Annotated in this window: 27 protein-coding genes and 3 pseudogenes; 19 read left to right on the top strand and 11 right to left on the bottom strand. The window is 53.1% G+C overall.

The window, feature by feature from the left end:
- Positions 1-139: 139 nt before the first annotated feature.
- Positions 140-1680 (top strand): annotated as a pseudogene (locus tag JMJ16_RS13915) (ISNCY family transposase); the annotation flags it as partial.
- 15 nt (positions 1681-1695) lie between these two features.
- Here JMJ16_RS13915 and JMJ16_RS13910 read toward each other — a convergent pair.
- Both JMJ16_RS13910 and JMJ16_RS13905 read right to left on the bottom strand, forming a co-directional pair.
- A protein-coding gene (locus tag JMJ16_RS13910; protein ID WP_201382693.1) for an ISNCY family transposase occupies positions 1696-3176 on the bottom strand; the annotation gives its coding sequence in 2 pieces (ribosomal slippage) (positions 1696-2322 and positions 2325-3176; 1479 coding nt in all).
- A gap of 112 nt (positions 3177-3288) precedes the next feature.
- On the bottom strand, positions 3289-3738 hold the full coding sequence (locus tag JMJ16_RS13905; protein WP_201377971.1) for a site-specific integrase: 450 nt from the start codon (positions 3736-3738) through the stop codon (positions 3289-3291).
- 155 nt (positions 3739-3893) lie between these two features.
- On the opposite strand from JMJ16_RS13905, the gene JMJ16_RS54240 reads away from it, so the two are divergent.
- From JMJ16_RS54240 to JMJ16_RS13890, 4 genes and pseudogenes are all read left to right on the top strand, one after another.
- Complete coding sequence (locus tag JMJ16_RS54240; protein WP_236601478.1) at positions 3894-4043, top strand: hypothetical protein; 150 nt, start codon at positions 3894-3896, stop codon at positions 4041-4043.
- Positions 4044-4046: 3 nt separating this feature from the next.
- Positions 4047-5495, top strand: a pseudogene (locus JMJ16_RS13900) (ISNCY family transposase).
- A gap of 35 nt (positions 5496-5530) precedes the next feature.
- Positions 5531-5959, top strand: a complete 429-nt coding sequence (locus tag JMJ16_RS13895; RefSeq protein WP_236601477.1) for an IS3 family transposase — start codon at positions 5531-5533, stop codon at positions 5957-5959.
- The gene (locus JMJ16_RS13890) at positions 5960-6346 is read left to right on the top strand and encodes a DDE-type integrase/transposase/recombinase (protein ID WP_201382110.1); all 387 of its coding nucleotides are present in this window, start codon (positions 5960-5962) and stop codon (positions 6344-6346) included.
- A gap of 1017 nt (positions 6347-7363) precedes the next feature.
- On the opposite strand, the gene JMJ16_RS13885 is transcribed toward JMJ16_RS13890, so the two are convergent.
- Positions 7364-7567 (bottom strand): hypothetical protein, encoded by a 204-nt coding sequence (locus JMJ16_RS13885; RefSeq protein WP_201382109.1) that lies wholly within the window; start codon positions 7565-7567, stop codon positions 7364-7366.
- A gap of 131 nt (positions 7568-7698) precedes the next feature.
- On the opposite strand from JMJ16_RS13885, the gene JMJ16_RS13880 reads away from it, so the two are divergent.
- Both JMJ16_RS13880 and JMJ16_RS13875 read left to right on the top strand, forming a co-directional pair.
- A complete protein-coding gene (locus JMJ16_RS13880) occupies positions 7699-8520 on the top strand; it encodes a methyltransferase domain-containing protein (RefSeq protein WP_201382108.1) in 822 nt (273 codons plus the stop codon).
- A 375-nt stretch (positions 8521-8895) separates the two neighbouring features.
- A complete protein-coding gene (locus tag JMJ16_RS13875; protein WP_201382107.1) occupies positions 8896-9102 on the top strand; it encodes a hypothetical protein in 207 nt (68 codons plus the stop codon).
- A 265-nt stretch (positions 9103-9367) separates the two neighbouring features.
- Here the strand turns inward: JMJ16_RS13875 and JMJ16_RS54235 are convergent, their stop codons facing one another.
- From JMJ16_RS54235 to JMJ16_RS13855, 5 genes are all read right to left on the bottom strand, one after another.
- A complete protein-coding gene (locus tag JMJ16_RS54235; RefSeq protein ID WP_236601476.1) occupies positions 9368-9622 on the bottom strand; it encodes a hypothetical protein in 255 nt (84 codons plus the stop codon).
- Entirely contained in the window at positions 9619-10152 is a 534-nt protein-coding gene (locus JMJ16_RS54230; RefSeq protein WP_236601475.1) for a transposase, read from the bottom strand. Before JMJ16_RS54230 ends, JMJ16_RS54235 begins: the two co-directional genes overlap by 4 nt.
- Positions 10153-10297: 145 nt before the next feature.
- A complete protein-coding gene (locus JMJ16_RS13865) occupies positions 10298-10705 on the bottom strand; it encodes a helix-turn-helix domain-containing protein (RefSeq protein WP_201382106.1) in 408 nt (135 codons plus the stop codon).
- 222 nt (positions 10706-10927) lie between these two features.
- A complete protein-coding gene (locus tag JMJ16_RS13860) occupies positions 10928-11119 on the bottom strand; it encodes a hypothetical protein (protein ID WP_201382105.1) in 192 nt (63 codons plus the stop codon).
- A gap of 216 nt (positions 11120-11335) precedes the next feature.
- Positions 11336-12082, bottom strand: coding sequence for a hypothetical protein (locus tag JMJ16_RS13855; protein ID WP_201382104.1), 747 nt, complete (start codon positions 12080-12082; stop codon positions 11336-11338).
- A gap of 432 nt (positions 12083-12514) precedes the next feature.
- Here JMJ16_RS13855 and JMJ16_RS13850 point away from each other — a divergent pair, with 432 nt between their 5' ends.
- The 4 genes from JMJ16_RS13850 (at position 12515) to JMJ16_RS13835 (ending at position 17090) form a co-directional block, all read left to right on the top strand.
- A complete protein-coding gene (locus JMJ16_RS13850) occupies positions 12515-13033 on the top strand; it encodes a helix-turn-helix domain-containing protein (protein WP_201382103.1) in 519 nt (172 codons plus the stop codon).
- The gene (locus tag JMJ16_RS13845) at positions 13033-13647 is read left to right on the top strand and encodes a transposase (protein WP_201382872.1); all 615 of its coding nucleotides are present in this window, start codon (positions 13033-13035) and stop codon (positions 13645-13647) included. Before JMJ16_RS13850 ends, JMJ16_RS13845 begins: the two co-directional genes overlap by 1 nt.
- A 286-nt stretch (positions 13648-13933) precedes the next feature.
- On the top strand, positions 13934-15352 hold the full coding sequence (locus tag JMJ16_RS13840; RefSeq protein WP_201382101.1) for a PD40 domain-containing protein: 1419 nt from the start codon (positions 13934-13936) through the stop codon (positions 15350-15352).
- Between the two features lie 553 nt (positions 15353-15905).
- Positions 15906-17090, top strand: a complete 1185-nt coding sequence (locus JMJ16_RS13835) for an IS256 family transposase (protein ID WP_201382099.1) — start codon at positions 15906-15908, stop codon at positions 17088-17090.
- A 177-nt stretch (positions 17091-17267) separates the two neighbouring features.
- On the opposite strand, the gene dinB is transcribed toward JMJ16_RS13835, so the two are convergent.
- Positions 17268-18020: a DNA polymerase IV gene (dinB, locus tag JMJ16_RS13830; RefSeq protein ID WP_201382097.1), complete on the bottom strand. Its 753-nt coding sequence runs from the start codon at positions 18018-18020 to the stop codon at positions 17268-17270.
- 130 nt (positions 18021-18150) lie between these two features.
- Here dinB and JMJ16_RS13825 point away from each other — a divergent pair.
- Positions 18151-18754 (top strand): annotated as a pseudogene (locus JMJ16_RS13825) (IS6 family transposase); the annotation flags it as partial.
- 19 nt (positions 18755-18773) lie between these two features.
- Here JMJ16_RS13825 and JMJ16_RS13820 read toward each other — a convergent pair.
- Positions 18774-20285, bottom strand: a complete 1512-nt coding sequence (locus JMJ16_RS13820) for a PLP-dependent aminotransferase family protein (RefSeq protein ID WP_201382090.1) — start codon at positions 20283-20285, stop codon at positions 18774-18776.
- 111 nt (positions 20286-20396) lie between these two features.
- Here JMJ16_RS13820 and JMJ16_RS13815 point away from each other — a divergent pair, with 111 nt between their 5' ends.
- The 7 genes from JMJ16_RS13815 (at position 20397) to JMJ16_RS54220 (ending at position 25154) form a co-directional block, all read left to right on the top strand.
- Positions 20397-21356, top strand: coding sequence for an NAD(P)-dependent oxidoreductase (locus JMJ16_RS13815; protein WP_201382088.1), 960 nt, complete (start codon positions 20397-20399; stop codon positions 21354-21356).
- Entirely contained in the window at positions 21353-22150 is a 798-nt protein-coding gene (locus tag JMJ16_RS13810; protein WP_201382086.1) for an alpha/beta fold hydrolase, read from the top strand. The genes JMJ16_RS13815 and JMJ16_RS13810 overlap by 4 nt, the downstream gene beginning before the upstream one ends.
- 456 nt (positions 22151-22606) lie before the next feature.
- The gene (locus JMJ16_RS13805; RefSeq protein WP_236601473.1) at positions 22607-23611 is read left to right on the top strand and encodes a transposase; all 1005 of its coding nucleotides are present in this window, start codon (positions 22607-22609) and stop codon (positions 23609-23611) included.
- Positions 23560-23979, top strand: coding sequence for a hypothetical protein (locus JMJ16_RS54225; protein WP_236601472.1), 420 nt, complete (start codon positions 23560-23562; stop codon positions 23977-23979). Before JMJ16_RS13805 ends, JMJ16_RS54225 begins: the two co-directional genes overlap by 52 nt.
- Before the next feature lie 203 nt (positions 23980-24182).
- Positions 24183-24521 (top strand): cupin domain-containing protein, encoded by a 339-nt coding sequence (locus JMJ16_RS13800; RefSeq protein ID WP_201382084.1) that lies wholly within the window; start codon positions 24183-24185, stop codon positions 24519-24521.
- A gap of 86 nt (positions 24522-24607) precedes the next feature.
- A complete protein-coding gene (locus tag JMJ16_RS13795; RefSeq protein WP_201382082.1) occupies positions 24608-24946 on the top strand; it encodes a dihydrofolate reductase family protein in 339 nt (112 codons plus the stop codon).
- A 37-nt stretch (positions 24947-24983) separates the two neighbouring features.
- Positions 24984-25154 (top strand): hypothetical protein, encoded by a 171-nt coding sequence (locus JMJ16_RS54220; protein ID WP_236601471.1) that lies wholly within the window; start codon positions 24984-24986, stop codon positions 25152-25154.
- Here JMJ16_RS54220 and JMJ16_RS13790 read toward each other — a convergent pair.
- Positions 25151-26470 carry an integrase core domain-containing protein gene (locus JMJ16_RS13790; protein WP_201382080.1) on the bottom strand — a complete coding sequence of 440 codons (1320 nt, stop codon included), beginning with the start codon at positions 26468-26470 and terminating at the stop codon, positions 25151-25153. The two genes, JMJ16_RS54220 and JMJ16_RS13790, sit on opposite strands and share 4 nt — an antisense overlap.
- Between the last annotated feature and the right edge of the window lie 52 nt (positions 26471-26522).

Here is a 26522-nt window from a genome sequence, read left to right as displayed (position 1 = left end):
GCTGAACGGAAAACTAGGCTTGAGAACGTCTACAGGTTGAAAAGAAAAGCGAGCATGAAAACCGAAGAGGAGGAGGATCATGCGAGGAAGAACCAAGCGACCTGAAGGCACCCAACAGAAGACCCTGATCCCGTTGAGAATGTCTTGCGAGCAATGCGGCCAGCCCTTGTGGGCCGATTACCATGCCCCTCGGAAAGTGAGCCGACTCGATGGGGTGGGGAACCTGACACTGATTGTCCGACGCTGTCATCAGCCCTCCTGTCCAGCCTACAAGCGGCCCTATCGGCCAGAGGAAGAGGGAAGGTGGGCCTTGCCTCATGGCGAATTTGGTTTGGATGTGATTGCTTTGGTTGGCCAATGGCGCTTTCGTGAGCATCGCAGCGGACCAGAAATGCATCGTGCCCTCCTCTCGCGCGGGGTCAGTATCACCGAACGGACGGTGACCCATTTGATGCAGCGCTATGAAGAACTAGTAACCTTGCGGATCACCGATCAGGAGCGCATCAAAGCGCGATTACAACAGCAAGGGTATGTTATCCTGGCCCTGGATGGCTTGCAGCCTGACGTGGGTCATGAAGTGCTCTGGGTCGTGCGTGACTGTCTTTCCGAAGAGATTCTGCTGGCCCGTCCCTTACTCAGTAGTACCCAGGGCGATTTAACTACGTTGCTCACCGAGGTCAAACACCAAGTGGAAGCCTTTCACATCCCCGTTCATGGAGTGCTCTCTGATGGCGAAGAAACCATTGGGAGTGCCGTAGCTTTTGTTTTTACTGGAGTCCCGCATCAACTCTGTCAGTTTCACTCTCTCAAAGATACCATTGATCCCTTCTACGAAGCCGATCGACATGCCAAACCCCAATTGAAAAAGCATCTGCGAGGGGTGCGCCCTATTGAGCGTGCTTTAGAAGGGCACCAGACCCCTGAAAATGAAGCCATCCGAGGGTATTGCCTGGCCGTTCGAGCCTCCTTGACCGATGATGGGCGCTCTCCTCTGCAGGCTTCAGGTCTGAGACTGCATGATCGGATCAGCCAGGTGAGTGACTTCATAGCCCGCGTGCAGGAAAAAAAAGATTGCCGCCATCCCTAAAGCATCTCCAGCAATTCCTTTCCAAAGGATTACAGGCCACAGCGAGCCTCTGACCGCCACTTGAGCGTGCTTATCGCTTTGTGCATCAGGCCAAAGAGATCCTGGCCAATCCTGAGCAAGATGCTGGTCAGTCCGTTCGTGAAAGATATTTCGCCCTCCTGGCCCAGATGCACGCCGAAATCAGCACCTTGGGGCCACTTGAGGCCGCTTTCGAGCATTTTTGTCCTATCACCGACAACTTTGCAGTAGGCTTGTTCCATTACTATGATGTGCCAGGATTGCCTCGCACCAACAATGAGCTGGAGCATTGTTTTGGAGTCGCGCAGGTTCATGAGCGACAGGCTACAGGCCGCCGGGGAGCCATTCCGGGGGTTGTAGTTCGGGGGTCTGTCCGCGTGATGGCCGCCGTTGTCACCCCACAACAGGTCTTCTCCGCAGAGGAACTTCAGCCCAGAGATTATCAGCGCTGGAGAGCCTTACATCTCCAATTGCAGCTGCGCGAAGAGTCTCGCAGACAACAGTTTCGTTTTCGCCGCGATCCTGCTGCTTATCTGGCTGTTCTCGAAGCTCAGTTGCTCCAGTGGAGTTTTCCGTTCAGCGAAAAAAACCTAGGATGGCAAGCCTGTCTTGAGAAGGATCTCCTCCAACGCCGCAAGGTAGGCAGCGGGATTCTTGCGGAAGCGCAACTGTTTGCGACGTGCTTCGTGCCGAAAGGTGAGCTGCTCACGCATACTGTACCACGCCTCTGGATCAGAGAACACTAAGGCCCGTGGTAAAAAACACTGTCGTCGTAAGGCCAAAGCCGTGAGCACGCGTACCGGCCCGCGCACCACCAGCGCAGCAATGGCTCCCCGCCGTCCTGAGGCGCGCCGTTCCCCGTAGCGCACCGAACCAAAGCAGTGTTCCAGTTCATTGTTGGTCCGAGGCAGATCAGCCACGTCATAACAGTGGAACAAGCCGGGCCAGTAGCTCTCGGTCACCTTCACGAACGTGTCAATGGCCTCACCGAGCGTTCCCAAGGAGGCTTGCTGCTCGCGCATGGTATCCAGTACCTTTGTGTAGCGCTCACGCACTGCCTGACCACTTTCGTTTTCGTGATTGGTCAGCACATGTGCCGCCTGGTGGACCAACGCATAGGCTTGCTCGAGTGCTGGCCACACCGCCTCAGTTTTCTTCAAAGCGCGTGTGAGGAGGCGGTGGAGTTCGTCCAAAGCCGGATGAAGACCCCCCTTTTTGCCTCAACCCGCGCCAGTGAGTCGGAGATCTGGGTGAGGCGATCATGCAATTTGAGGCCGGAGGCGCATAATGGGGGACGGCCATCATCAGTGAGCGCGCTGCGCACCGCTAAACAGTAGCTCCGCATCGCGTCGGCTTGTTCCTCCTCCCCATTCTCCAGCGAGCGCTCAATGGGCCGAACCCCACGTACCAGTTTTTTCAGTTCGGTCTTGGCATGCCGGTCCGCCTCGAAGATCGGATCTGCCGCTTCATCCAAATAGTGATAGTGACAAAGTTGATGGGGCACTTCAGGCAAGCTGCGCTGCACTGCCTGGCGGATAGTCTGCTGCCCATCAGAAATCACCCCACTGATAGGCACAGGCACGGCTTCCTTGACCTCATCCAGGAGAGTGGCGAGATCTCCTCGCGTACTGCTGAGTAAGGTCCGGGCCAACAACACTTCGCCGGACAAACAATCGCGGATGATCCAAAGCACTTCGTGACCAACGTCTGGCTGCATCCCATCAATGGCCAGCAGGACCTGGCCTTGCTGCTTCAGCCGGGTCTTGATCCGCTCCTCATCCGCCAGATGCAGTGCCACTAACTCCTCGTAGCGTTCGAGTAGATCAGTGACGGTCCGCTGGCCGATACGTACTCCCTGCTGGACCAGGCGCTGATGGATCTCTGGGATCGAGCGATGTTCCCCATAGCGCAACTGACCGACCACCGTGATGATATCTAAGCCAAATTCCCCGTGGGGCAGCGCCCAAGCTCCTTCTTCTTCTGCGCGATAAGGCAGATGATACAAGTCACACGCCTGGTTGCGGCAGCGCCGCACCACCAACGTGAGGCGGACCAACCCTCGAAAGGTCATCAGCGTGCGCTGGGCGTGGTAGGCGACCCAAAGCCGCTGTTCGCAGTTCACACAGTGGAGGCGCTTCGGGGTGAGGCGCACTTCTCGTTCTGCTGGGGGACGAGCGTCTCGTCTAGCCATCTTCTTGCTCCTCGGTTACGGGATTTCCAGACACCTTTCTGAGGAAGAAGGTGCGGTCGTCTTTGAGCGTTGAGCGCACATCCTCAACAATTTCGGGAGACACGAGGCCACTTTCCCCCATCCACTTGAAGAATTTCTTGAACGAGGCCAGGTACACTTTCATGCTCGTCACGGAAGCCCACAGCGCTTTGCGCGGGAACCAATCCTCTAAAAAGTCATAGACATTCCCCTCGGTTGCTTCATCAAGCCGGCGCAGGGAATAGGCATACAAGAGTAAATAGCGAGAGAACAAGTGCATGTTGTCGACATGCTCTTTGATGGTTGGTTCGCTCAGCCCAGATTGCCTCAACCAGGTCTCAAACCCATCCAGGATCGGTTGGTTCGCCTGTTGAATCGCCTGAACTCGTTGCTCATACGTCTCGGCGTGGTCCGCTTCCGTCATGGAACCGCTCCCTTTCTGATCTGCCGTTCTTCTTCCCTCAGTATCCCCCTCCCGTCAAGATAGGCTTGCCATCCTAGAAAAAACTAGAGTCGTAAACAGGCCTTGGAGGGATGAGTAAACTGGAGAGAAAGAGGTGAATGAGGAGAAAACAGACAATGAGAGGAAGAAGAGTCGCCCGTCCCCAGGCCGAGGAGCGTGTTCGTTTAGAGCCGCAAGAGGAGCATTGCCGGTCATGTGGCACATGGATGCCAGTTGCCTACCACGCACATCGCAAGATCTTGACGATGAAGGGGCTGGTCCAATGACGCCTGGTCGTTCGTCGCTGTCCCAATCCAACCTGCCAATCCTACAAGCAGCCGTATCGACCAGAGGAGGAGGGCCGATGGGCCTTACCGCATGGGGAAAGTGGCCTGGACTTGATTGCGTACGTCGGTCGATTGCGCTACCGAGAGCAGCGCTCAGCACCACAGATGCAACGGATCTTGCAGGAACGAGGGATGCGAGTGTGTGAACAAACCGTGGAACATCTCATGCACCGCTACGAGGAATTGGTGACGTTGCATCTCTCCTGTCGGCAGCGCCTCCAGGAACGTTTCTCCTCACAAGGACGCGTGATCCTCGCCATTGATGGATTGCAACCTGATGTGGGCCACGAGGTGCTTTGGGTGATCCGGGAAGTCCTCTCAGGTGAGATCGTGCTGGCTCGTGCCCTCTTGAGTTCCACGCAAGACGATCTGGCTGGACTGCTCAGCGAAGCAAGAGCGTTGCTCTGCGTCCCGATCCAGGGCGTGATCTCAGATGGACAGCTTTCCATTCGCCGCGCCGTCGCCAGTGTCTTTCCTCAAGTTCCTCACCAACTCTGTCACTTTCACTACTTGCGTGAAGCTGGCAAGCAGATCTACGAAGCGGATCGACATGCGAAAAAGGAGTTGAAAAAGCAGGTGCGAGGGGTCCGTCCCATCGAACGAACTGTCGCGCGTGAGAACCGATGCAGAAGCGGAGGTGATTCACGAGTATTGCCTGGCTGTCCGAGCCAGTTTGACCGACGATGGGTTGCCACCATTGTCGGCTTCTGGGCTCCGTTTACAGCAGCGGCTTCAGGCCATCACTGACTCACTTGATCAGGTGGAAGAAAAAAGGGGCTTCCCAGAGAGCTTGAACGATTGAAGCGTCTCTTGTGTAAAGGATTGCAGGCGACCAAGGAACTCTTTGCGGTGGTGCGCCCACTCTTTGCACTGCTCTTGGAAAGTGCTGCGGTCTTGAGCAACCAGGAGCAGTGCAAAGCAGATGAGGTCCTCAAACGCTTTGAGGACGCTCTTACACGGATGCGAACGCACGCTGAGCAGGCAGAAACTGGACGCTCGGCCCTCTTGCATTTCCTCAAGGTGACTCACAGTTATGCCCCTCATCTCTTCTTCTGTTATCAGATCGCGGATCTGCCAAAAACGAACAATGATCTGGAGCAGGCGTTTGGTAAAGTGCGAGCCAGTGAGCGACGAGCGACAGGACGGCGAGGAGCCATTCCTGGGCTGGTGGTACGCGGGCCGGTTCGCGTGACCACAGCATTGGCCACTCGCCTCCATCTTTTCAGCAACGAGGAGCTCGTTCCCTACGATTTGGCCCGCTGGCGGCAATTGCGGTCCGAGGTTTCCGCTCGTCAAGAGGCTCGTTGCAAACAGCTTCGTTTTCGCAAAGACCCTCTCGCCTACTTGGCTGCACTGGAGGAGCGGCTCTCTATGATGAGTTTACGATCCTAGAAAAAAACAGTGCATATCTTTGCGCAACACCCTTGATGAAGTACCAATGCATTTTTGAGCATCAGCAGGACTATCCGATCAAACGGATGTGTGCTGCCTTTTCTGTCTCAGAAAGCGGTTATTATGCCTGGCTTAAACGTGAAAAAAGTCAGCGAGCCAGGGCCAATGAGCAACTGCTGTACGAGATTGAACAGGTTTTTCACGATCATCGATCCGTCTATGGGAGCCCACGCATTCATGTCGCTTTACGAGACAAGGGCATTCAGTGTGGAAGAAAGCGCGTCGCTCGCTTGATGCGCCTACATGGAATCAGCGCCGTCGTTTGGCGCTCCCGCGTGCAAACAACGAACAGCCAGCATCAGCTTCCCATTGCGCCCAATCTTCTCAAAAGAAAGTTTACCGCTGAGGCACCAGATAGCGTCTGGGTCAGTGACTTTACGTACGTCGGCACGCGAGAAGGATAGTTGTATCTGGCCACGGTGCTTGATGTGTATTCGCGCCGCGTGGTAGGCTGGTCCATGAGCCATGAGCGCAATGACGAACTCGTCCTGGCTGCTCTCCAGATGGCCGTAGCCTGGCGCAAGTCAGTTCCTGGTCTTATTCATCATTCAGATCGCAGATCGCAATATGCGAGTATCTGCTATCAGTTACAGTTGCAGCAGTACGGAATGCTAGCCAGTATGAGTCGCAAAGGTGATTGTTACGATAACGCCTTCGCCGAGTCATTTTTTGCCACGCTCAAAACCGAATGCGTCGATCGTCAGTTCTACACGACCCGCCTTGAGGCTCGGCAAGACATTTTCTCTACATTGAGCAATTTTACAATAGAAAGCGGCTTCATTCAGTGTTAGGATATGTCAGTCCACTTATCTTTGAAGAAGGAGGTAAACGAGAGTAAAGCGAGTAAATTGACAAAGAGAGAGATGCTATCTTTCTTCTTTATAGAAGAAAGATCTACGTTACGTAACATATTTCTCCTTACCATCTCCTTCTATGAATTTCATCTACGTTTTTACGAAATTCCTCTTGCCCAGCTCTCATCTTTGGGCACTCTACGAAAGCGGGCCAAGTCCAGTTGGGATGGCGAGCATATGACCTGGCGACGTTTCGGATGAATGTGTGATTTGACTTAATTCTTGGCGTTTTAGCGCCAGATATCCTGGCGTCGAAGCGACATGAGCAGGCTGGAGAGGACGAATGCCTCAAAATCAGATCTGCCACATAAAATGGCGGCGCTTCTGCTCAACTTTCCTGTGATCCTTGATGCGGAGCATTTCAGGAAAGAAAGCGCCAGGAAATGCGTCAACTTTGTCACATAAAATGGCGCATCGTCCCGGTGAAGCCGCTCCTAGACCGACCTAATTCTTTGCCAGGTAATTTGGCGCGATGATGAGAAATGCTTTAGGAGAGAACAGGTGCGATGCATGATTTTCTTCTCCATCGATGTACTGCCAAGTTATGCGGCACTGCCTGTCTGCTTGCAGGCGCTAAAACCGTCGGCAGATTATCTGGCAAAGCCGCCAATAATTCAGTCAAATGACAGAATGCCCGCAAACGTGAACAGGGAACCCCCCTTTGGAGGACCTATCTCAGAGGATACACAGCTACGAGGCCGTTGTCTCCTGCTGACCTGGAAGCCGAACCGTTACTGTTTGTGGCGCGCATTTTTTGGAGTTTGGGCATCTTTCCCGCAACGGCCTCAGATGATCTAGCAGAACCGTTGGATGATCCGTTTATCAACCGGCAATTGCGTTTTTTGCGCCCCTGGGCCGCTCAACAGTTTCCGAGACACTTCTAACCTGTTCAACAGGGAGCGGATCTGCCACCTGCTTGAAACAGCCGCTGCCAGTACAGAAGAGCCTCCTCCCTCATTGCAAGAGGTAGGCCAGCGGCTCGGTTATCAGCCGACGACCTTGTACAAGATCAATCAGGTTGCTTGCCACGCGATTGCTGAGCGTTCCATAGTGTATCGTCAAAAGCTTCGAGAAAAACGGCTGCAAGGCTATCGCGAGGAGATCAGGCAAATTGCGCTGCTTCTTCAGGCTAAGAAAGTAGCGCTTACGCAGAAACATATTGGTCGATTTCTCACCCAACCAGCTATTTTGCGTGATCCCAAAGTACGAGCGCTTCTCAGAGAGGTCTGTTACGAGGTTGAAGAGCGCGACATGTCAGGGCAAAACATCAAAGGTGAAAGGAACTCTCGATGAGCAACAGTCAAACGCAAAAAGAACAGATTGCAGATCTGTATCATCGCGTTGCTTCGACCTACGGTCAGATTGGACCCAACATCTTCGCGTACGCAGGACAGCGCCTTGTAGAACGGATCGCAATGGCGAAAGGCACACGAGTGCTGGATGTTGGAGCTGGAAGAGGTGCCAATCTCTTTCCAGCAGTGGAAGCCGTGGGACCCCACGGGCAGGTGGTGGGGATCGACTTGGCGCCAAGAATGGTTCAGGAAACAACGGCAGAGATCAAGCGACGGAATTTATCTCATGTCACTATGCTCTCAATGGACGCTGAACATTTGATGTTTCCTGACGCTTCCTTTGATTATGTTCTCTGTGGGTTTGCAATTTTCCTTTTTCCTCATCTAGAGCAGGCATTGTCTGAATTTTTCCGCGTGCTGCGTCCAGGTGGAAAAATGGGAGTGACGGTAGCACAAGATCTCGATGCGCTTTCGCACTGGTTTGGTGAACGCATCACAGCCTATCACCAGCGCTATCAGTTCCCTTTGCGTGCCGGTGGAGGGAAAGGGAGCAATTATTCAGATCTTCCTGGCAATCTCACCCATGCTGGTTTTATTGATACCGAGATACTCCAGGAGCAAGCAGACTTTGTCTATGCTGATGCGCAAGAGTGGTGGAATGCCAGATGGACGCATGGGCCAAGGTATGCGCTGGAGCATATGGAGCCATTAGTCTTAGCGCAATTTAAAACAGAAGTATTCGACCAGTTGGCTCAAGAAGCACAATCACATGGGATTCATGAAACGTTGCGTCTTCAGTACATTCTTGCAAATAAGTAAGCACAATCCTGGCAAAATTGCTTGTATCTGAAAACCTGTTGCAGGAATTTCCAAAAACGGCATATCTTGGCCGAGGCGTTTTAACCATTAACGTTTAACGTTACGTACGTGCCCGCCGCAAGCTGATCGAGATAGAAACCACCAGTCCATATGAAAGCGTCTAACGTTCGTCAACGTTTAAACGTATGCACTCACTGGTAGTTCATAGGTGAGGAAGCTTCCCAAGGGCGTTTAACGTTATGTTCACGTAAAGGTATTTACAGACTGGCCACTTAATGCTGTGAGTCACATGATACTCCATCGCCTACGCGTAAACAGGGACAAAAAATACATCGGCGATCGGCTCGAACTGCTCTTGACATAGTTGAGGCCAAGGTGCACAAACACCTTGTAGCCCTCGTACGCCTTGATCAATTCCAAAAAAGCGAGACACAACCCATCATCACTCCTCGATGGAAGCCACAGAGGCTCGGATTGGAAGGTCCAGTCGTCCAGCATCGTCCCCAGGATGCTCAGGCACTCTTCAACCTGCTCAAACGGGAGGTGCTCACACAACCACCCCTTCTCGAAAGAAGAGGGTAATTGTGTACTCGTGCCCGGCAAGCCGGGAACGATAGGTGTATTGTTTTCCGACCTCGACTCTCGCAAGAGTACTTGAGATTGCAAAAAACAAGCATTCAAGTAAAAAGCAAACGTATAGGCACAAGAGCATGAGCGCGAAAAACGAGGAAAAGGTCAACCAGGGAGGGAGAAAATCAAGCGAGCAAGCGATGGAGAGGAAGCGAGCAAGCAGAAAAGCGGACAGCATCACCCTCGACGAAGCAACTCCCGCAAGCAACTACACAGATTATCGAGCTTGGAGGTATCGCCGTCGCAAGTTCATCAAGCGTTGTCGTTCCTCTGAACGGGCACGCTCTTCCATCAAGGCAATGTAGTCATCCAGTGGCATCCGTTGGCCTTGCAGCCCTTTGATAGGAAGTTGCGTGATGATGCTCTCATGCTGCAGGACTTCGAAGCAACGCGAAGCCGCATTGACATTCAAGGTGATTAACTGCCCAGCCAGTGCTTGCTTGATGTAATAGTCGGCCCCATCAACGCTCACGCGGCCGTCTGATTTGACGCGTCGCGCGTAGGTCCGCCCGTGGACTGCTTGCAACCAGGCATCCGGGTCGACGACGGCTGGAAGCGCGGGTAAGGTGGGCAAAACAGGATGCGCCTGGCTGGGAGGACGATTGCGACAACTGTGCCCTGATGAGGGCGCTGGGTGTTGTAGAAATGCTCAAAGGCCTCGGTGAGGCTGCGAACCTCTTCGAGCGTCCCAGGACGATGCACGAACAGACATTCTTCCTTGTAGGTCCGATGATAGCGCTCCACATAGCAGTTGAGTTCTGGATGGCGGGGAGGCAAGACGTTGGGCTGTACGCCGACACACAAGAGAAATTGGCACAGGGCGGAGGGAAAATCGCGCGCCGTTGCACTGCCCACCCAACGGGGATCGCGGCCAAAGGTCAAGATGCTGGGACACCCATAGCGACGCAAGAAGGAGACAACCGCTTGGAACGCCGTTTCTGCGTGGAAGTCTTCATGGACCTGTGCGTCAAGCAAGATGGAGGTGCCTGCGTCGACCCGCATTGCAGGCTTCGATCACATGCTGTCGCGCGGGCATCAGGATCATGCAGATCGGCAGGAACGGTGGAAACATCTTTAAAGTCGAGTTGCACTTCTTCCCGCGTGAGCTCTTGGCAGACGCGGAGAGCGCTGACGGGGAGGATCGCGCTCAATAGCTCCCGCAGCATCCAGGATACGCCAGATGGTGCGTGTCGAACGAGGCAAGCGGACTGCTTTTGTCTGCAAGGCGCGCATCTCGTTGCAGATAATACAGGATGGCCAATGGCCCAGGCGTGCGCTGGAACGGCTCCGGGGGAGACTGGCGGATCGAAAGCACCCGCTCTTTGACCTCGGTGTCAATGCGAGGCGGGTGATGATGAGGAGCACGAGAGCGGGAAAAGAAGATGGAAGCATCAAGCGTTCTCTGGGCTTTGGCCTCTCGAAACCGCTGTCGCCAAATACACACCATGCTCTGAGAGCAGCCGACCGCATCAGCATACTGTTGGAGGGTCCACTCAGGATGCTGCTGTAGCAGGTGGAAGAGGTGAGCACGCTTTCCAACATATTCGACTTCCATAGCATTGCCTTTCTCAGAAGTGGAGGGCAGAGGAAACGATCACCTATCCTGGAGTATACATGACGAAAAGGAAGGGAATCGAGCAAACGAGCAGGCTCTCTTTTGCTGATTGCTTGCTTGATTGAAGCAAACAAGTAAGCGAAATTACACTGTTTGTTTGCTTTTAGCAAGCGAGCAGTCAATACATTCACAGATTACTTGCTTTCACGATCTTAAGTACTCTCACAAGAGTCGAGGTCGGAAAACAATACACTCAGGGACGCACTCCTCTGGCTTGATCTCCGAGCCCTTCAGGTGCACCGCAATCGTGAGGCGAAACGCCTTCTTCTCATCCTGGCAGGCCAGGATCGCCTTCCACTGCTGGCGCATCATCGTCTGGACCTGCTGCTCGTTGCTCTGGTCTCCATTCGCCATACCCAAACTCCTTACCAAGATGCCAGGGCCTTCACGCACCCTGGCATCACACTCTTTCACGACTATAAGAACACAAGCACACGGAAAAAGAGAAGGTGAGCATCGACTTTCAAATGAGGGACTCCGCGCGCCGGCGGGAGAGAAAAAAGATGGCGACCATGCGGGTCCGCAAAACCGCTATCTGGGAATCTTCTTTTTGAAAGAAGAGCAGGAGGCTCAGATGAGGGTGGGACCACCTTCAACGATTTGTCCCGAAGTGGACCCAAGCGTCTGGCTGACATCTCGCAGCCGCTTTTCTGCAAAGATTTGTCGTACTTCATTCGTTGTATCTTCCAGCAGGAGATGGAGGTAACGGAGGTGCATCGGCAGAGTTTTGTGACCATGGAGTTGCATATTCTGTGCCACTGGAATCCCAGCGCGATGCGCTCGGCTCACACTGTTGTGACGAAAGACATGCGTCGTAATAGGCAAGAACTTTGCCAGTGGCGTCTCATATTTAGGACAGAATGCGTCTCCTGGCGAAGCCTCGCCATCACAGATGAAGTCCTCTTTGAGAATGTGACCACACCGCGCACCGCGCTTCCCAGAGAGCGTTGACCCACAGCAGGGACACATCGTGATTCCCTCTTGAGTCGCAAAGTAGTGACAGTATTGCCCCTTTCGTCGTTGATGTCGGCAGATGCTACTGTACGTCTCTTGTTGAAAGAAGCCATCCGGATTGATCCTGGCAGCAATGCGTAGCACTTCTTGAAGCGCAGTACCTACACGGATACTCGAAAGCCGTCCATTTCGCCTTCCACCTCGCTTTCCTACATCCTCAGCACGAGGCACACGATCAAACAAGTAATGCCAATCTCTGGCTCGCTCTGGGTCGTCATCGAGATAGCGAAAATTCGTTTTTCCAAGGGTGAGTGAAGTTCCAGTTCCATCAGAGGAAAGTCGTAACTTAATAATCTCCTCCATATAGGGGTCAGCGCATCTAAAAGTGAAATGTGTACGGTAAGGAGTTTTCGGTCAAAACTGGCTAGGCTACTGCTCGTTTGAGACGAAAATACTCGTTGTTCTGGTGAACAACTCGGCGTAGTATCAACTTTCTGCAACAAGCGTTCTCCGACGAGTGGGGACGTTCGTGTACCGTTTTTCAGTTTGTTACTAACTTGCGGATGGCTTAGCGTACAGTTTTCACAAACTGATGCGATGACCCCATAATTGACTGACGGTTTTTTCTTCTCTTAAGATCTCTTTGACGATCGCGGCCTTAAATTCCGATGTGTACTGCTTCCGTTTCTGCTTTTGCATGTGTCTGTGTTTCTCTTCCAAGCCCAACAAATTTTGTCTGAATTCTTAGTGCAATAAAACGAAAGAAAGTAGGGAAGTGAGCCGATATGAATAGGTATGAACGCACCCATCTTCATCCGATCACTGACCGAAAACGAACAAAACGAGATCCAGGCAGGATTACGCTCTTCCTCAGCCTTTGTGTTGCGTCGCTGCCAGATTCTCTTAGCAAGTGCTCGTCACGAGCATGCAACCGTCATTGCCAAACAACTCGGCTGCGACGACCAGACCGTTCGCAATGTGATCAAGGGCTTCAACGAGCGCGGACTTGCCGTGCTCAAACGCGAGTCCTGTCGCCCACATCACCTTCGCACAAGCATTCCCGACGAAGCGTTAGAACGTTTACAAGACCTCTTGCATCGCAGCCCTCGCGACTTTGGACTCAACCGCAGCCTGTGGAGCTTGCCTCTGGTCGCAAAGGTCAGCTTCGAGCAAGGGATCATTCCGACTGCGACCAGCGTCACGAGTGTGTGCCGTGCGCTCAAACGCTTGGGAACCAATTGGAAACGCGCCAAGCACTGGATGAGCAGCCCCGATCAAAAGTATCAGCTAAAAAAAACGCTCGACAGCGATTGATTGCCTACGCAAGCCTCAAGCCTGATTGGGCCATTGGCTTCCTCGACGAAGTGTGGTGGAGCCGGTTTGCGCTTCCACGTCTTCACGCCTGGCAGGATCACGAGCATCTCGTCCGTTTGGTCGAGCAGTCCTGGCAAAAGAATGACCCCGACCCAAAGGCATTGGCTTGCTATGGCGTTCTCTGGCAACAAGGACCTGCTGAGGAGCCGGTTCGAGAGCAGATGTGGCTGCGTTTTGTCACAGGACGACCAGTCAGCGATATCACCATCCAATTTCTGGACTGGTGTTGCCAGCACCTGGCGACACAAGGCAAACGCCATTGGCTCCTTATCTGGGACAACGCTTCCTGGCATGTGAGCAAGATGGTGCGTACCTGGATCCGAGAACACAACCTCATGGTCAAGCAATCGCAGGAAGGCGTGCGGATTTTGCCGTTTCTGCTGCCAACTCAAAGCCCCTGGCTCAATCCGATTGAACCAAAGTGGGTCCATGGCAAGCGTAACGTGATCGAACTCGATGGCCTGCTTTCAGCCCGTCAATTGGCCAGTCGTGTCTGTGCCTATTATGGGTGTGCATATGAACCACATTTAACCCTTTCCGAAAAGGTTTCGTAATCTTGCATTAGGGTCATTATAAACCTCCAATACGCTATATAGTTTTCGCGGTGTGTTTTTCCCAAGCCTGTATATCATACGCCCAGCCTGAGCGCCGGTTGCACGCGAGGAGATGGCATTGTCTTATGCATTTTGGGGGAGAGCTTTTATGGGAGATTCAACCAGGATGCCTTTACTGTTTCTCATACTAAAACGAGGTTAAATTAGGTGGTACCAGGACGAAAGTTTTCAATGTGTACTGACGTATTTATAATAACAATCCCAAATCATACCAGGAGAACGAGACATGTCATCACTTCAAATGCACTGTAGCAGGTGTGGTGCCGAAAATAATCAGAATGGAGAGTACTGCCATCGGTGTGGCTTCCCTCTCTATACTCAGTCTCCGACCCCACCCGTCCAGCAGCAGGCACGACCAGGGAGAATATCGCGACGAGCAATTATTTGGACGATTGCTGCCATTACGGCGCTGCCAGTAGGAGCAATAGCAGCATTTCAAGCGCATAGAATGTCTATCGATCCCCATATTCTCACCTATTCGGGACATTCCAATACAACCAGCGATGCCGCGTGGTCACCGGATGGCACACGGGTTGCTTCATCCGGCTGGCTGGATGGAGGCACAGTACAGATATGGAATGCAGCGACAGGAAAGACGCTGCAAACCTGTAAGATAGAGCATCCTGTCCAGGGAATATTCCCACTGGATGTGGTCTGGTCTGAAGATAGCAAGCATGTGCTGTCTTTTGTTGGGTGGGATCACAATATGATCCTGGCTGACGCAAGTCACATTGTTGAGATGGTACAGGTGTGGGATGCAGGAACAGGACAACGGGTGCGTAGCATTCCCGTAATGAAACCCATCATGACGCCTATAAATGAATCTGGAACCTCCCTCCCTCTAACACAAAGATGGGCATTAAACTCGCGTTACGTAGCGACGTCCCATCCTTCCAATCATAATATGCTAGAGATCTGGGATATCGCTACAGGGAACAGCCAAACTGTAACGCTCGGTACAGGGCATCCAGACGCTACTGTTCAGGTACTCAATATCTTCTGGGCACCCGATAAGGAAACACTTGCGATCAACTGTAATACTCAGGATACTTCCAAAGAGAAATTCTATCAAACAATAGAGATCTGGAATGCCACTACAGGTGAAAGAATAAACACTCTACGTCCGGACAATGCTTATGCTGCTGTCCAGATACTTAATATCTCCTGGGCACCTGATAACGCAACGCTTGCTATTGGATTAGAAAAGGGCGCGGAGGCAGGCTGTGAAATCTGGAGCGCTCTCACAGGAAAGAGATTGCAAACATTCAAACCATCGTTATACTGGACGCGAAGTATGTCCTGGTCCCCAGATGGAAGGTTCCTCACGCTAGGAACTGATATCTATAACGTGGAGACAGGTAACAGGATAACCACATACAAGTTACAAGGAATGTTGGGCTCACTTGTATGGTCACCAGATGGCCGCCGCGTAGCACTCGTTGATGCTGTCAAACATGGCGCGGGCTTTTCGTCAACGAGCAGCACACTCTTTGTGCTGGATGCCTTGAGCGGTAAGCCGATAACACAGTATGCTGGACGTGGCCTGTTTGGCAATAGCGGAACCAATGGAAACCTTATCTGGTCGCCCGATGGAAAGCGCGTGATGGTAGTAAGTCAATATATAGATATCTGGCGAGGAGAATGAGTATTGCTCAGGCAGGGCGCTGCCCTTCAGCAAGGGGCGAATCAGTCTCGCTACCATCTTCCTCCTCATCCTCTACCTCCCACGCCTCAACATACTCGTATTCCTCCTCCGCGCGCGCACACTCTAGGTCCTTTTCGCGCGTGCTTTGCTCAATCGCTTTCAGCCATTGTTGGTAAATGATCTGAAAAGTGTGAGCAGCTTTTGCCCTGAAACATGGCTCATGCCCAGGTTTGGTGAGAGACTCTGCGATAATACAAGAGAGATGAGGTTGTTGTGTTTCAAGAGCACATTCGTGTCCTTCCGTGAAGCGCAACAGAAGCGCGAGAGCGTGGGCAGGGAAAAGCTTCTCCCGGTCTACTCTATCGCATTCAAACGTCGTCTCTTTGCCAACGGACTTTCTCTCTCGTTCAACCTCAACAGGTCTCTCGGATGCCATAACGAATGTTGTGTAAAGGGGAGACCATCGCAGCAAGGAGAGAAAAGGTGATACAACAGGCATAGAAGAATGTTTTTTTACACTGTCCTGCTTTGACAGGACAAGGAGAAAAAGCCTATGCCTGTGCACAAGAAACACCATAACACACCAGAGTCACCAACGACAAGGGTGAGCATTTCCCCAGCAGATGTCCCCAGCCAGGAAAGCTTTCATCAGCATCTACGCGAGCTCATCCGTGGAGCGACCCGCGTGGTGATGGAAGAAATCATGCAAGAAGAACTCAGCCTGTTCTTAGGTGCAGAGTGGGGAGAAAGCACGAGCCAGCGTCGAGGCTATCGCAATGGCTCCTACACCCGCGACCTGGTGACCACAAGCGGTCGCATTGAAGATCTCAACGTCCCGCGAGATCGAGAGGGCCAATTCCATACGCAGGCCTTCGAGCGCTACAGCCGCTACGAGCCTCAGGTGGCAGAAGCCTTAACCGAAATGTTTGTCAGCGGAAGCAGCACCCACAAAATTGGCAAGGTCGCCAATACGCTCCTGGGGGTCGCCCCCAGCGCCAGCAGTGTGAGCCGCTTGAATGAGAGCTTGAGTGAACAATTCGAGAGCTGGCGCACACGTCCTTTGCAAACGCACTATCGCATCGTGTACCTCGACGGCATTCACTTCAGCATTCGCCATGGCTCCCAGTGCGATGCGAGCATCATTTTGACGATTTTGGGGGTCGACCTGGAGGGCAACAAGGAGGTGCTTGCCTTGCAGGCCTGCGCTGAAGAAAGCCGCGAGGGGTGGCTGGGCATCTTGCAAGACATGCGCAGCTGTGGAGCAACACAAGTGGACCTCTTTGTCACCGATGGGCATGAAGGGCTCCTGGGGGCGCTTGGTGAGCTTTTTACGGCGACCCCACGTCAACGCTGCCTGGTCCACAAGCAACGCAACGTTCTCAGTGCCATTCCTCGTCGAGAGCGCGAGCAGGTGCAAGCCGACCTCGTGGGAATCTGGAAGCAAGAGAAAAAGGAGGATGCGCTCGCCAATCTTGCCGCCTTCAAAGCCAAATATGCCCAGCGTTATCCTCAAGCGGTGCGCAGTTTGTGTGAGGATGAGGAGCATCTCTTGACCTTTTATGACTTTCCCGTTGGGATGCATCGGCATATCCAGAGCACCAACGCCATTGAAGGCTTCTTTAGCAATGTGCGCCAGAGAACTGATCAGATTGACGCCTTTACCACCGAAACCAGTTGTGTGCGTCTGGTCTGGGCAGTGATGCAAGCTATTCGTTTCCACAAGGTGACAGTGAGCTAGGACGCAAGGAGATCGCACCAATCACGGCTTGGTTGCTTACTGCTGCCGAGGAGGGAGAAGAGGGCCTTTTTGTGTCTGCTGAAGGCTGCCATTGGCGTTTTCTCATGGGTTCATCCAACCAAGAGAGATTTTCGAGGCCATGTCGTCCGCTCGCTCTGAGGCGATTGCGTCATTGATTCACTGGTTCTTCTCTCGTACACAACATTCGTTATGGCATCGTCTCTCGTCCACTCCCCTGGCAAATGAGTAGAGTACAGCTCCCCGCTTCCCAAAAAGTTCCCGTAAGCGCTCCTGGCTGAGTGATTTGAGGTCTCTTCCCATGCCTATCCCGAGTTCCCTCAGCTTCGCCTCGGTAACTTCGCTGACGCCAAAGATTTTCCCGATTGGTAAGGCATCAATAAAGCTCGCCGCGAGCTTCGGGGTGACCACGGTACGTCCATCCGGCTTATGATGGCCGCTGGGCACTTTCGCCAAGAACTTGTTGTAAGAAATACCAGCTGACGCCGTGAGCCCAGTCTTCTCGAAAATCTCTCTCTTCAGCGCGATCGCGATCTGGGTCGCAGAGCTACTGCGTGCGATAACAGTCACATCGAGATACGCCTCATCGAGTGCGAGAGGCTCGACCAGGGGAGTGCATCGCCTATAGATGGTCTGAATTCTGCCGGAAATCTCCCTGTAGATAGGAAAGCGGGGCCGCAGGAAGACGGCATCCGGGCAGAGACACAGAGCCACCCTGCAGGGCTGGGCAGAGTATACGCCAAACTTTCTCGCTTCATAGCTAGCCGTCGCGACTACACCACGGCCATGCGGATCGCCTCCTACGACGACAGGTTTGCCCTGAAGTGTTGGGTTGTCGCGCTGCTCTACCTGTGCGTAAAAGGCATCAAGATCTATATGGATAATTTTGCGGATTGGATCTGTCTGTGACATACATATAGCTGGCTTTCTACAGCGGGACCGTCGTCCTCCTGTCATTGAGAAGATTACATAGAAACTCCATCAAAGCCTGCTTTGTGATGGTATCCTTCTTCGGAAGAGCTTTCTCTTGCTGTCAAACAACATATTTTCTCAGCAATTACGGGCCAAACGACACAGACAAGCAGGGCAGTCGTGGTACGTGGATGCGCACCTCTGTCAAAGTGAGGGGGAAATGGTGTTCTCTCTATCGCGCCATTGACACAGATGGCAACCTTGTTGATTCGCGCCTGAGCAAGAAACGGGGTATGGAGGCAGCCCAACAGTTTTTCAAGCAAGCTCTCGCCGTGGTTGGCCATATGCCGGAACGGGTGACGACGGACGGTCATACCTCCTATCCACGAGCAGTGCGTGAAACACTGGGCGATCAGGTGCAGCATCGGACCAAGAAATATCTCAATAATCTCCTGGAACAAGACCATCGAGGGATCAAACAACGGTAGTATCCCATGTGTGGCTTTGGAAGCTTCGACTCAGCAGCCCGTTTCTGTTGTGCTTTTGGCGAATTGCGGAACTATCTCTGTCCTCGCTCCATCATGGGCGAACCAATCACACGCTCAGAGCAGCGCCGTGCTTTCCTTGATCGACTTGCAGCTTTGAAGGAAGCGATACAGGCAGTCTCCTCGCAAGAGACAGTAATATCTCAGCATTCACCGTTCCTTGATGAGCGTCTCCGTTCTCAGTTCTGACAGAACCCTGTCTTCTCGGTCAGACGATCTCATTGAGAGAACCATGTTTTTCGCTGGCAAGTTGTCCATAGACGTTCCATACCTGGGCCAGGCGTTGGATGCCTTTTTCCAGAACATCAGGAGTCAACAAAAAGGGCAGCCGAAGATACTGCTGGTGTGACTCATCCACAGACATCACTGCCCCTGGTGTCACCACGACGGCAAAGCGCAGGGCGAGTTGCGCAAATTCGCTTGCATCGCCAAAGGGCAGACGGACCCATAAAAAGAACCCTCCGGCAGGAGAGGTCCATGTCCAGCTCGGCAAGTATTCTTGGAGGAGAGTTGTAACGTGTGCGAGTTGAACCTGCAATTGCTGATGACGTCTCGCTTTCACTTCCTCGACGTGTTGAAGCAACTGCAATGCGACGGCTTGCGTCAGGCTCCCTGTTCCCAGATCAGCGATGACTTTCAGGCGCCCAAGCCGTGTAATCAGCGCCTCTGGCGCACGAATCCACCCCACCCGCAAACCTTGCCAGAAGAGTTTGTTCATCGATCCGAGCGTCAACACCATCTCTCCAGGCGCAAAGCTTGCCAAGGGCAAAGGGGCCGAACCCGTGAGGGTGAGATCAGCAAAGGCATTGTCTTCGATGACTGGAAACGCGAATTCCTTGGCCAGGGACGCTATTACACGGCGACGTGCGGGTGATAGCAGCGTTCCCGTGGGATTGTGATAGGTGGGGGTCAGGTAGAGCAGACGAGGCAAACACGTTCCTACTGCTCGCTCAAGAACATCGACACGCACCCCTTCTTGATCCACGGGAAGAGGAATGAGCCGTGCCCCGAGCGAGCGAAAGGTGTCGAGCGCGCCAAAGAAGGTGGGATTTTCCACCAGGACGGTATCTCCCCGTTGGACATAGAGGGTGGCGGCCAAGGAGAGTGCCTGCTGAGCGCCAGAAGTCACTAAGATTTGTTCTGCATGAGTTGGCAGTCCCGCCTGCTCAAAATACCGCGCAATCGCCTGACGCAGTTCTGGAAGACCCAGCGGAGCATACCCAGGTGTCGTTAACAGGGAGGCAAGCGTGTGTTCGGAGAGGGTGAACGCTTCCAGAGAAAGGCCATCCAAGGCTGCTGGCACTCCCGTAGAGAGATCGATCACGTCGTGCGGCTCGCTCAGGAGCATGTCAAACAACGGACTGCGCGCCAGCGATCCATTAGACATGGAACGATGGGCCTCAGTTTTCTCTAGGGGCTGCGCCTGCACCCAGGTTCCACTGCCATGTTGACGGGTAATCAGATCTTCTTGCTGCAAGACATCGTAGGCGGCAACCACCGTATTGCGACTGACGGCCAGAGCCTCGGCCAGCATTCGTTCCGCAGGAAGGCGCGTCCCTGGGGGAAGATCGCCTTCAAGAATGGCGAGCCGGAAGGTCTGGGCCAAGAGACGATAGAGGGGACCAGGAGCTTGTGACCAGGCTCCCAGGATTTTCATCAACGTTGTCAGGTCCATTTCCAACCACTTTTTGCCTAAGTGGATCTGTTCCGTGAGATCCATCCATACTATACTCTTTCTTAAGGAAGAGTACAAGGCAAAAGTGGATGGAGTGGACCTGCTCTACCGCTGGTGTCTTGCACTCGCTTGTCTCTTGAGAGAGGAGAATGTTGTATGAAGCAGCGAGTTGGGATCATCGGGGTCGGCGCGATTGGCCACCCCCTAGCAACCCATCTCTTGCACGAAGGCTATTCCGTCACGATCTGTCCGCATCGCAATTACGCTCCGATTGAACAGCTCAAACGGCAAGGGGCCCACAGCGTATCCAATCCTGCGGAGGTCGCGGCACATTCGGATATCGTCCTGATTCTGGTGCCAGATGCCCCGCAGGTCGAGGACGTCTGCTTCGGCGAGCAGGGACTGGCAGTGCGCAGCACACGTGAGCACGCCTTGACGGTTGTCGTGATGAGTACTATTGCGCCAACGGCTGTGCAATCCATTGGGGAGCGGCTCCAGGACCTGGGTATCCGCGTGCTCGATGCTCCCGTGAGTGGGGGACCAGCACGGGCAGCAACGGGAGATCTGACCATCATGGTTGGTGGCGAAGCAGACGTGTTGGCACCCCATTGGGAGACCTTGCGTGTTCTGGGAAGCCATATTATCCATCTGGGTCCGCTCGGACATGGAGCAATTGCCAAAGTCGCCAACAATATGATCATTGGTACGTTAATGCCAGTTCTCGCGGAAGTATTGACCCTGGCAACGAAGATGGGAGCTGATGTGGAGAAGGTGCGTGAAGCCATTGCGACCTCAAGTGGGAGCAATTATCTCCTGGAGAAGTGGCTTCCCCAGACGATCCTGCAAGACCAGTACGAAGGCGGCTTCGCGCTTGATCTCATGCTCAAAGACCTCCAGATCGCGCTTTCCACGGCGCGTGCACTAGACGTCCCGGCGTTTGCCACGAGTCTCTCAGCTCAGCTCTTCACGCAAGCGCACGGGCTTGGGTATGGCCAGAAAGACTACAGTGCGGTCAGCCTCCTCTATCAAAATGCTGCTCAGATCACTATTGCCACCGGTCGCGCTCGCCACCGGGATCAAATCATCACAAGGAACCAGAAAGGACCATTGCTATGAGCTTGAAATCGGTGCGCGGAATCTCGATTGGATACGACGAGTATGGGAGTGGTATCCCCTTTGTACTTCTCCATGGGCATCCCTTTAACCGGTCAATGTGGCGGGATCAACGAGAAACGCTCTCGCCAATCTGCCGGGTGATTACGCCGGATCTGCGCGGCTATGGAGAAACCACGGTGGTGCCAGGGAAGACCACCATGGAGGACTTTGCCAGTGATCTGGCCGCGCTCCTCGACGCCCTGGGGATCGATCAGATCATCCTGGGAGGTCTCTCGATGGGCGGACAAATTGTCTTTGAGTTTTATCGCCAGTTTCCCCAACGAGTTCATGCCTTGGTGCTGGCAGACACCCAACCGCAGGTCGATACGGAGGAGATTCGAGCCACACGCTATGCGACAGCCAGGCGCATCCTCGAATCTGGCATGCAAGATCTTGCTGAAGAGGTGCTGCCCAAATTATTGGCCAAAGAGACCATCGCAACACAGCCGGATGTGACGAGCCGCGTTCGTGACATGATTGTGCATACTCCTCCTGAAGGGGCAGCCGCAGCACTGCGAGGAAGGGCTGAACGTCGTGACTATACATCACTGCTGCGCGAGATTGCGGTTCCAACCTTAGTGATTGTCGGGAGCGAAGATGCCTTTACGCCCATCCAGGACGCCGAAGTGATGCATCGAGGGATTGCAGGATCACAGCTCGTCATTCTTGAAGGCGTTGGGCATATGCCTAATATGGAACGCCCTAGCGAGTTCAATGCAGTACTTAGGCAGTTTCTCTTTCCCATTGTCTCGTGAGACTGACCACTGAGGGCAAAGGGAGATCGTTGGGGAAAGTGAACCCATGTTGCCGAGTGCAGATCAGGGCCTCTCGATCTCTCTGCCCCACGTGGGGTATATTCTGATCTTGGTCAGGAGGTGTACGATGAGAAAACAATAGCGCCCAGCAGCGACGAGAAGCATATCTCTCATTCTCCAACAGTCCTTTTGTGAGCAATGTGGTGGATGGTCAAAACCACTTTTTCTATGCACAGGTCTAGCACGGAAGATGACGGAGAACCACAAAACCGGGTCAATAACAGAACTCGTTTCTGCATCTTTCTTCTCCTTGTCGTCAGTTTAGTCTACCTAAGTTTCGCCCAAAATAACAACGAAGTCGTCTGACAACAGACGAGCTTGCCAGAGAGAGAAGAAAAGTGATGTTTCTGATCTCATGAAAGAAGCCTATTAGCTTGCATGAGAAGGAGCATCACCATGAACGAGTCTATCACACCCACGACGAATCATTTTAGCGCGTGCGCTACGTTGGCCGCCATTGGAGCGAAATTGAAGCAACTGGATCTCTTCGGCCCGATCCGCACCCAGGTGCAGATCAAGCAGAAAACGGTCAAGTACACGCCCATCGACAAGCTTATGGATGCGTTGATCAGTCTGCTGGCCGGCGCTCATGGGCTGGTGGAAATCAATACCCGCTTGCGAACAGACATTGGCCTGCAAAGGGCCTTTGGTCGATCTGCCTGTGCCGAGCAATCGGTGGTGCAAGAAACCTTGGATGCCTGCACCGCTGAAAATGTGGGACAACTGCGCCAAGCGCTCAATGAGATCTATCGATCCCACAGTCAGGGCTTTCGCCATAATTATCAAGCAAGGTGGCAACTGTTAGATGTGGACCTGACTGGCATGCCCTGTGGACCGAAAGCGGCTTTTGCCACCTGTGGCTATTTTGCCGGGCTCTATCACTGTCGAGGGCGGCAGTTGGGCCGTGTGCTGGCTACCTCCTATGAAGAAGTTGTCGTCGATCAGCTTTTTGCAGGGAACATTCAGTTGAACAAAGCGTTGCAGCCCTTGGTGGAAGTGGCTGAAGCGACCTTGCAATTGGACGAAGCCAAACGTCGGCGTACCACAATCCGCGTGGACGCTGGCGCTGGAACCGAGGATGACCTCAATTGGCTGCTTTCTCGGGGCTATGAGATCATGGCCAAAGAATATTCGGGCCAACGCATCGCCCGCTTGGCCAAGACAGTGGAAGAGTGGATTGAGGATCCAAACTGGCCGGAGCGCTCCTTTGGTTGGGTGAGCGAGCCTGCCACGGGCTATGTCCGTCCGGTCCAGCGTATGGTGGTGCGCTGCCGCAGGATGAACGGCACCTTCGCTTATGGCGTGCTAATGTGCTCGTTGGAGGTCGAGCACGTACTCACGCTGTTGGGATGGCAAAGATCCAAGCGGCTGATCCTGTCGCGGTCTTGTTGGCCTACGTGACCTTCTATGACCAGCGTGGTGGGGGGATCGAGACTGCTTTCAAAGGGGACAAACAAGGATTGGGGCTGACCAAACGCAACAAAAAGCGTTTCGAGGCACAACACATGCTGGCGCTAGTTGGCTCACTGGCACACAATGTGGTGGTCTGGGCACATCGCTGGTTGGCTCTTCCAGAAGGAGCTCATTGTGGCATTTTGCGTATGGTGCGCGATGTCTTTTATATCAGTGGCTTGCTCCGCTTTGATCCCCTTTCTCAAGTGATGGAGATTGTGCTCAATCAGCACGCTCGCCGCGCTCATTTGCTTCTCTGTCCTTTGTGGGAGCTACTCGCTCCCGCACACATTGCCATTAATTTGGGCGAAACTTAGGTAGTCTACAACATTGTGGAGAAGTTGACTTCGTTCACTGTCCGGTCAACGTGGTGCAGTCCAGTACCGACATTTTCTATCTATCTGCTTTTTAATGGCATCATCATTTACGCGAAAATTGGCTCTTTGAATTGAATCATTCTCATAATATACTTTTGCTTGAAAAGATCAAATGTTGTCCTGTATAAGGAAGGAATAATCTCGTGCATTATATCATTCCAAAAGAAGATTTGCGGATCAATGAAACGGCATTTCGATTTCAGGGAGAGGAGTATGGTGGAGTCGCAGGATCATTTTTCTGGGTGTTTACGCATCCTGGTCGAGGTTCCACGTTGCATAGGCATCCATATCAAGAGATTTTTGTTTTACAGGAGGGTCGGGCAATCTTCACCATTGGAGAGACGATGCTAGAAGTTGCAGCTGGCAATGTTGTCGTTGCACCAGCCAACACCCCCCATAAGTTTACCAATACAGGGACAGAACCGCTCCAGATGATCTCGTTTCATCCAAGTTCACGGGTTCTTCAGGAGGTGTTGGAATAAAAAGAAGGAAGATTTCGTAGAGAATCTCGTATTCCTGCTTGAGAACACAATATGCCAGAGCGCAAAAATACACGAGGAGGAAACTGATGAGAAAAGTCATTGCAGCACCATTCGTCACCCTTGATGGTTTTATGGTTGGGCCACAGGGAGAAATTGACTGGAATGAACCCTATTTTGATGCCGAAATGAGCAATTACGTCAGCGAGCAATTCAGCCAGATCGATACCATTTTATTTGGACGAGTGACGTATCAACTGTTTTTGCAGTATTGGCCTACTCAGGGTGTGAAGGATGACCCAGTCTTTGCCGAGAAGATGAATACCCTTCCTAAACTGGTGTTTTCACGAACGCTCGAAGCAACTGCATGGAACAACTCCTGTAAGACGTTCGATCCTCATGACTCCGGCTGTTTCCGCCAGCCGTAGCCGGGAAGAAAGCAGAGAGTACGGCAAGAAAGATGAGATGAGCGACGGAAATCGCTGGCGAAGAAACAGAGGCAGGAGAGTTGAAAAGCAGGACAAGTTCGCTCCAATCAGTGGGGTGAAACACGAAAACGGGCATGCACAGGAAACCACCAATCCATGTGATGGTGGCGAGGCCGCGCAAGCCGGGCAAACCACCTGCTCGATTTAGGGTACGGGAACGGTCCTTGCCTGGCGGGCCTGTTGGAGACGGCGCTGCTCGGAGAGGGCTTGTTGACACATCAGAGCAGCAAATTGCTCGAACGGCAAAACGGCTTTGTGCAGTCCTTTGATGGGAACCTGCTTGAGAAGCCGAGGACCTTGCCGGATAATGAAGACTTGCTGGTGGGCGTCAATACACAGATCGACAGACTGCCCGATCCGGTCCAGATCCACATAATAGCTTCCTTCGGCAATACGCACGGTGCCATTCTGACGAACTTTGCGAACAAAATGCTCTCCATGAACGGATGCGAGCCAGGCGTCGGGATCAACTGAGGAAGGAAGATCTGGTAAGCTCGGCAGGTGAGGAAAAGCCACACGAGGCGGCTGATTGCCACAGGAAAGCCCTTGATGAGGGCGCTCCGTGTTGTAATGAACGAGAAAGGTCTCCGTGACTGCACGCACTTCCTCAAGTGTTTGAGGAAGGAAGACCTGGAGACATTCCTGGTTAGAGGTTCGATTGAGACGTTCGACAAACGCATTTTTGTCGGGGCGATGAGGTGGGCAGACAGTGGGCTGGATGCCGACACAGAGGAGAAAACGGATCAGCGGAGAGGGGAAATCGCGTCCCGTAGGTCCGCCGACAAAGCGAGGATCACGATCAAACCTCATGTACTGTGGGCAGCCGTAGATCTGCAAAAAGCGGAGGACGGCTTCGAGCACGGTTTGTGCGTGAAAATCAGCGTTGACCTGAGCATTGAGCAGGATCGACGTGCCTGCATCGACGAAATGAAACACCTCAACGACGTGTTGTTGCTTCCCTGCTGGGTCGGCTGGAACACTCGAAACGCTTTTGAAGTCCATTTGCACTTCTTCAAGAGGTTCGAGACGCTCGATGGGGTGACGTTTGCGAGATTTTTTCGGCACAATACGATCGTTCTTCCGTAAAATCTTCCAAATGGTGCGTGTGGATCGAGGGAGGGTCTCCGTTCGCTGTTGAAGCTGGGGATCACGAGGCAAATAGTACAGGATGGCTCGTGGCCCTGGAGTTCGCTGAAGATTCTCCGGAGGAGCATCACGAATGGCCAGAATCCGCTTTTCCACCTCGAGATCAGTTTGAGGGTATGGCGTCTTGCGTCCGAAGGGTTTGCCAAGCAGCACCTCCGTATCTCCGATAGGAGCTTCACGGAAACGCTTTTTCCACTTCTTGACCCAACCCAAGGATCGACCAAGGTGCTGGGCGAGCTCCTGTCGGCTCCATTCCGGGTGCTCTTGCAGCAGCCGTTGGAGCATCGCTCGATCTGCCAACCAGTGTTCTTGTTGCATTATCTGCTCCTTTCAAGAAAAGATCTATCCTGAAAGGAGTATACCGTCTGAG

It is taken from the genome of Ktedonobacter sp. SOSP1-52 (assembly GCF_016587395.1).
Note: the sequence above shows the minus strand (reverse complement) of the source record. Positions and strands in the feature narration are given on the sequence as shown.

Coding starts and splice junctions, on each gene's coding strand:
- JMJ16_RS13850 (WP_201382103.1), top strand. CDS start 12,515: ATGAACGCACCCATCTTCATCCGATCACTGACCGAAAACGAACAAAAC.
- JMJ16_RS13835 (WP_201382099.1), top strand. CDS start 15,906: ATGCCTGTGCACAAGAAACACCATAACACACCAGAGTCACCAACGACA.
- JMJ16_RS13865 (WP_201382106.1), bottom strand. CDS start 10,705: ATGGAAGTCGAATATGTTGGAAAGCGTGCTCACCTCTTCCACCTGCTA.
- JMJ16_RS54230 (WP_236601475.1), bottom strand. CDS start 10,152: ATGCGGGTCGACGCAGGCACCTCCATCTTGCTTGACGCACAGGTCCAT.
- JMJ16_RS13855 (WP_201382104.1), bottom strand. CDS start 12,082: ATGGAGGAGATTATTAAGTTACGACTTTCCTCTGATGGAACTGGAACT.
- JMJ16_RS54225 (WP_236601472.1), top strand. CDS start 23,560: ATGGCAAAGATCCAAGCGGCTGATCCTGTCGCGGTCTTGTTGGCCTAC.
- dinB (WP_201382097.1), bottom strand. CDS start 18,020: ATGTCACAGACAGATCCAATCCGCAAAATTATCCATATAGATCTTGAT.
- JMJ16_RS54220 (WP_236601471.1), top strand. CDS start 24,984: ATGAGCGACGGAAATCGCTGGCGAAGAAACAGAGGCAGGAGAGTTGAA.
- JMJ16_RS13795 (WP_201382082.1), top strand. CDS start 24,608: ATGAGAAAAGTCATTGCAGCACCATTCGTCACCCTTGATGGTTTTATG.
- JMJ16_RS13895 (WP_236601477.1), top strand. CDS start 5,531: ATGAAGTACCAATGCATTTTTGAGCATCAGCAGGACTATCCGATCAAA.
- JMJ16_RS13820 (WP_201382090.1), bottom strand. CDS start 20,285: ATGGATCTCACGGAACAGATCCACTTAGGCAAAAAGTGGTTGGAAATG.
- JMJ16_RS13805 (WP_236601473.1), top strand. CDS start 22,607: ATGAACGAGTCTATCACACCCACGACGAATCATTTTAGCGCGTGCGCT.
- JMJ16_RS13880 (WP_201382108.1), top strand. CDS start 7,699: ATGAGCAACAGTCAAACGCAAAAAGAACAGATTGCAGATCTGTATCAT.
- JMJ16_RS54240 (WP_236601478.1), top strand. CDS start 3,894: ATGAGAGGAAGAAGAGTCGCCCGTCCCCAGGCCGAGGAGCGTGTTCGT.
- JMJ16_RS13790 (WP_201382080.1), bottom strand. CDS start 26,470: ATGCAACAAGAACACTGGTTGGCAGATCGAGCGATGCTCCAACGGCTG.
- JMJ16_RS13860 (WP_201382105.1), bottom strand. CDS start 11,119: ATGGCGAATGGAGACCAGAGCAACGAGCAGCAGGTCCAGACGATGATG.
- JMJ16_RS13815 (WP_201382088.1), top strand. CDS start 20,397: ATGAAGCAGCGAGTTGGGATCATCGGGGTCGGCGCGATTGGCCACCCC.
- JMJ16_RS13905 (WP_201377971.1), bottom strand. CDS start 3,738: ATGACGGAAGCGGACCACGCCGAGACGTATGAGCAACGAGTTCAGGCG.
- JMJ16_RS13885 (WP_201382109.1), bottom strand. CDS start 7,567: ATGTTTCTGCGTAAGCGCTACTTTCTTAGCCTGAAGAAGCAGCGCAAT.
- JMJ16_RS13840 (WP_201382101.1), top strand. CDS start 13,934: ATGTCATCACTTCAAATGCACTGTAGCAGGTGTGGTGCCGAAAATAAT.
- JMJ16_RS13810 (WP_201382086.1), top strand. CDS start 21,353: ATGAGCTTGAAATCGGTGCGCGGAATCTCGATTGGATACGACGAGTAT.